Origin of the sequence: Inquilinus limosus MP06 (assembly GCF_000767795.1) — a bacterium.
Classification (GTDB): Bacteria; Pseudomonadota; Alphaproteobacteria; order DSM-16000; family Inquilinaceae; genus Inquilinus; species Inquilinus limosus_E.
Genome location: NZ_JANX01000527.1, coordinates 1 through 4448, shown reverse-complemented (window position 1 = coordinate 4448; position 4448 = coordinate 1). Strand labels below are relative to the sequence as shown.

At 68.3% G+C, this 4448-nt stretch carries 5 protein-coding genes; 1 reads left to right on the top strand and 4 read right to left on the bottom strand.

The window, feature by feature from the left end:
- Positions 1 to 14: 14 nt before the first annotated feature.
- Together P409_RS27600 and P409_RS27595 are read right to left on the bottom strand one after the other, a co-directional pair.
- Positions 15 to 491, bottom strand: coding sequence for a lipocalin-like domain-containing protein (locus P409_RS27600; RefSeq protein WP_052121474.1), 477 nt, complete (start codon positions 489 to 491; stop codon positions 15 to 17).
- 55 nt (positions 492 to 546) lie between these two features.
- On the bottom strand, positions 547 to 1566 hold the full coding sequence (locus P409_RS27595; protein ID WP_081991835.1) for an SMP-30/gluconolactonase/LRE family protein: 1020 nt from the start codon (positions 1564 to 1566) through the stop codon (positions 547 to 549).
- 205 nt (positions 1567 to 1771) lie between these two features.
- On the opposite strand from P409_RS27595, the gene P409_RS27590 reads away from it, so the two are divergent.
- Entirely contained in the window at positions 1772 to 2215 is a 444-nt protein-coding gene (locus P409_RS27590) for a lipocalin-like domain-containing protein (RefSeq protein ID WP_161790482.1), read from the top strand.
- A 21-nt stretch (positions 2216 to 2236) separates the two neighbouring features.
- On the opposite strand, the gene P409_RS27585 is transcribed toward P409_RS27590, so the two are convergent.
- Positions 2237 to 2758: an Lrp/AsnC family transcriptional regulator gene (locus P409_RS27585; protein ID WP_081991833.1), complete on the bottom strand. Its 522-nt coding sequence runs from the start codon at positions 2756 to 2758 to the stop codon at positions 2237 to 2239.
- Positions 2759 to 2818: 60 nt separating this feature from the next.
- Positions 2819 to 4448, bottom strand: a 1630-nt coding sequence (locus P409_RS39320) for a N,N-dimethylformamidase beta subunit family domain-containing protein (protein ID WP_052121471.1), incomplete at its 5' end; no start/stop codon positions are given.

The window sequence follows — 4448 nt, the reverse complement described above, 5'->3', positions numbered from 1 at the left end:
GGGCGGCAGGGTAGTCAGCGTTCGCCGGGGCGGACCCGCTGCCAGGTCATGGTGGCGATGATCCGCTTGCCGTCCCATGGGCTGAAGATCGGGCCGTTCACGATGGTCAGCGTGTCGCCGTCCAAGGTGAAGCGCCGCTCCTGGTCCGTGCCCGTCCAGGTCTCGTTCCAGGAGATGTCGACGTGATGGATCACCGTGCTGCCCACCACGCTGTAGCGGCCGGCATAGGCGGTGAGGCCGCGGAACAGGGCCAGCGCCTCCTCGTCGGTCGGGGCCAGCCCTTTCGGCTTCGGCCGGTCGCGCGGCAGGTTGAAGACGTTGAAGCGGCCATCCGCGGTGTAGGTCAGGAATCCCTGCGGGTTCGGGCCGCGCGGATGGCTCTTCTCCCCGGTTTCGACCAGCTCCTGCAGATGGCCGACCAGCCGCCAGGTCGAGACCAGGGCGGCAGCCGCATCCCGGGCCGGGGTGGAAGAGGACGTGTCGGTGGCCATGGCGGTTCCTGACTGCGATTTGCGGATGACGAGAGGGAAGGGGCGGGCGGAGCCTTCAGCCGCCCGGCGCGCCCTGGGTGTTCACATACAGCGAATAGACGGCGCGCCCGGTGGTCATGAACAGCCGGTTCCGCTTGGGGCCGCCGAAGCACAGATTGGCCGGGCGCTCGGGCAGTGCGATATGGCCGATACGCTTGCCCGCGGGCGACAGCACCAGGACGCCGTCGATGCCCTCCTTGACGGCGCCATAGGCGCACCAGACGTTGCCGTCGACATCGCAGCGGATGCCGTCCGGCGCCTCGCCCGGCTCGCAGCTGAAGAAGGTCCGGCCATTGGAAAGCGTCGTGCCGTTCCCGGTCACGTCATAGGCGCGGATGCTGACGGGCTTGGAGAAGGAGTCGACGACGTAGAGGATCTTCTCGTCCGGCGAAAAGCACAGGCCGTTCGGCGCGGTGACGTCGCCCGCCACGACCGTCGCCGCGCCGGTGCGGGGGTCGAGGCGGTAGACGTTGTTCGGCAGTTCTGCCTCGGCCTTGTTGCCCGAATAGTTGCCGCCGATGCCGAAGGGCGGGTCGGTGAACCAGATCGAATCGTCGGAGGCGACGACGACGTCGTTGGGCGAGTTCAGGCGCTTGCCGTCGAATGTGTCGATCAGCACCGTGATCGTGCCGTCATGTTCGGTGCGGGTGACGCGGCGCCCGTGCTCGGCGGTGACCAGGCGCCCCTGCCGGTCGCGGGTGTTGCCGTTGGCGAAGTTCGACGGGGCGCGGAAGACGCTGACGGCCCCCGTCTCCTCGTCCCATTTCAGCATGCGGTTGTTGGGGATGTCGCTCCACAGCAGGTAGCGGCCGTCGCCGAACCAGACCGGCCCCTCGGTGTAGCGGGTGCCGCCGGTCGCGATCTGCTCCACCGCGGCGAAGAAGACGATGGTTTTCTCGAAGCTCGGATCCAGCGCCCGGACGGCGGGATCGGGATAGCGCGGGCTGGGTTGGAAATCGGCCCAGGCAGGGCCGGCCATGCCCATCGCCGCCCACGCGGCGCCATTGCCCAGAACGGTCCGTCTCGACATCGTCATGATGACCTCCCTGTACGGAATCCGTTGATGCGGATGCCTCGTTTCGAGCTTTACGCATAGATCTATGGATTTTTTGGAGGAAAGAGCAATATGAATTGACCAATATCACCGATGCGGCAAATCTGGCAATCGGAACCGGAGCATGGCGCCGATCCCCGGATCGCGGGCGGAGGGTGCGGCTCAGAACGAAGGGGGGAGGGCTCTCTTGTCCGAGACAGGCTCCGCGGCGTCGCCGCTCATGGCCACCTGGCGGCTGCGGTCGCATGTCCAGCAAACGGTCGAGACCGGCGAGACGGCGGAGCCGCGCGGCCCGCATCCGGGCGGGCTCCTGACCTACACGGCGGACGGGCGATTCTCGATCATCGCCGTGCCCGGGGACCGCAGGCCGCCGGCGCAGGTGTTGGTGACGGATGCCGAGGCGGTCGGGCTGTTCCGCGGCCTCACCGCCTATGCCGGGCGCTACAGCATCGACGGCGACCACGTCATCCACCACATCGAGGTGTCGTGGAACGAGCTGTGGGCGAAGACCGACCAGCGGCGGCGCTTCGTGGTCGATGGCGACACGCTGACGATCATCGCCGGGCCGGACCGGAACCCGCGCGACGGCCGTGTCGCCATCTCGACCCTGGTGTGGGACCGGGTGCGCTGAGCGCGGCCGGTCGCCGGCGGCTCAGTCCTCCTTGGCCGCCTGGGTCTTGCGCGAGGCCCGGGCGGCCTTCATCACCGAGGCGTGCGGCCGGAACTTGAACATGCGCTTGTGGACCTCGAGGATCGTCCGGGTGTTGACCCGGACGATGCCGTCGACCTGGGACAGCCGGTTGGTCACGAAATCGACCAGCTCGGTGTTGTTCGAGAAGGTGGCGCCCGCGAAGATGTCGAAGCTGCCCGTGGTGATGTAGACGAAATAGACCTCGGGAATCGCCGAGAGCTCCTTCGCGACCTGCCGGATCCGGCGGGTCATCACCTCGATCTCCATCATCACCCAGACGTTGTGGCCCAGGTTCAGCGGGTTCGTCAGGGCGATGAATTCGATGACGTTGGAGCTGACGAGCTTCGCCATCCGGTTGCGGACGGTCGATTCCGGCATGTTCAGGGCTTCGGCGATCGCCTTCGCAGGGGCCCGCGCGTCGTTGTACAGGTAGTCCATGATCCCGACGTCGATCTCGTCCAAGGCCAGCACTGCGGTTCCCATCGGTGATTGGCGAAAACGCAGAATCTTAGCGGTTTCGCTGCGGAGGGCGCAACGGCACGCTCACCGCGCAGCCGCCTCCGGCATGGCGAACGGCGTCGGCTCCAGGAAACGCTTCAGCACGTTGCCGGTCAGCCGGGCGATGGCGTTGTCGTAGCCGTTGTGGGACAGGCTGCCGACATAGGCGATCGACCCGGTCGAGAAGACGGCACCGCCATTCGGGCATTCGAAGAACACCATGTCCGCCCGGATCTGCGGGCTGTGCGGGGCGCCGATCGCGCCCGTCGGCGTCACGATGGCGTCGTTGGCCATGTGGTAGGTGTTCGAATGCCGCTCCGACGATGCCAGCACCAGTGCGTGCGGCGGCGACCCCGCGGCGGTGCTGAAGCTGTCCAGCTCGTCCCCCGCGGCGCCGCCGCCGAGATGGCCGAAATCGCCCAGGATCTCCTCCTCCACGCCGTCGAAGATGAAGGCGGCCCGAGGGTCGAAGCTGCCCGGCTGGCGGCGGTAATAGGATGACGCGTCGAAGCCCTGGGCGATGAAGCCGACGCCGGCGACGGCGTTGGGCGGGCGCCCCTGGCGGCTCCACAGCCCGCCATGCTCGCCGGTGAAGGCGTGGTGGTACTCGCCCGGCGCGGCGGTCGAAGGCCGGGTGCCGTCCTCGGCGCGGCGGATCTCGATCACGCCCGGCCGCCCGGGCTGGTAGGAGATCCGCCAGTAGAAGCCGTTGCCGCCGAGATACATCAGCCGGCCGCCGGTCCTCAGGTAGGTCTCGAGCCCGTCCAGCATCTCCAGCGACGCATATTCGGGGTGCGAGCCGGTGATCACGGCCCGGTAGCGCTGCAGCAGCGACGCCCCTTCGCGATGCAGATCCTCGTCGGTGATGACGTCATAGCCGCAGCCCATCTGCTCCAGCCAGTCGATCACGAACAGATCGGTGCTGAAGTTCCACAGCCGGCCCTTCGGCCGGAAATTGGTGGTGGGCCGGAGGCGGGTGCCGAAGCACACGCTGCTGCCGTCGCTGTGGGCGCAATAGGTCGACAGCCCCAGCGGATGGTGCAGCAACAGCAGGTCGGTGGCGTCGATGTCGAGCAGCTGGCCGCGCAGCATCTCGGTCCCGGCGCTGAAAAAGCGCGCCCGGTTGTTGCAGTAGACGGTGTAGGAGGCGGTCGGGGCCAGGAACGCCACCGGGGCGGTGGTCTTGCCGGCGGGCGGGCGGACGAAGAAGGGCACGTGCGTCTCGCAGCCGCCGCCGCGCAGCCGGGCCGCATAGACCCCGCTTCGCAGGCCATCGGGGATGCGCAGGGTGACGTCCGGTGTCCAGCCCGCGTCGTCGATGTCGTCGTCGTGGAAATGTATCGCCCCGTACTGCTCCGGCGCGCGGGCCCAGCTCCGTTCCGTCCCATCCCAGTCATGGCCGGTGGCGCCGCGCATCGGCAGGTTCACGGTGCGGCCGTGCATCCGGTGGGGCGACAGGTCGATCACATGGTCCGACCCGATATGCCACGAGAAGTCCCAGGCGCCCAGGACGTCGTCGCCCAGCGCCCGGCACACCGCCTCGTCGGACAGCCGCTCGATCGCGGCCGGCGGAAGGGCACGCCGCACCAGGCGGGGCCGTTCGAGCTTGCCGTTGAAATGGCCGCCAGCGCCGCCGTCGGCAGCCTGCCAGGCGGCGAAGCGGAGGGGCGCGGCG

What these genes read in the sequence shown, in the direction of transcription:
- P409_RS27600 (WP_052121474.1), bottom strand. Translation starts at nt 491, where the DNA reads ATGGCCACCGACACGTCCTCTTCCACCCCGGCCCGGGATGCGGCTGCC.
- P409_RS27595 (WP_081991835.1), bottom strand. Translation starts at nt 1,566, where the DNA reads ATGACGATGTCGAGACGGACCGTTCTGGGCAATGGCGCCGCGTGGGCG.
- P409_RS27585 (WP_081991833.1), bottom strand. Translation starts at nt 2,758, where the DNA reads ATGGGAACCGCAGTGCTGGCCTTGGACGAGATCGACGTCGGGATCATG.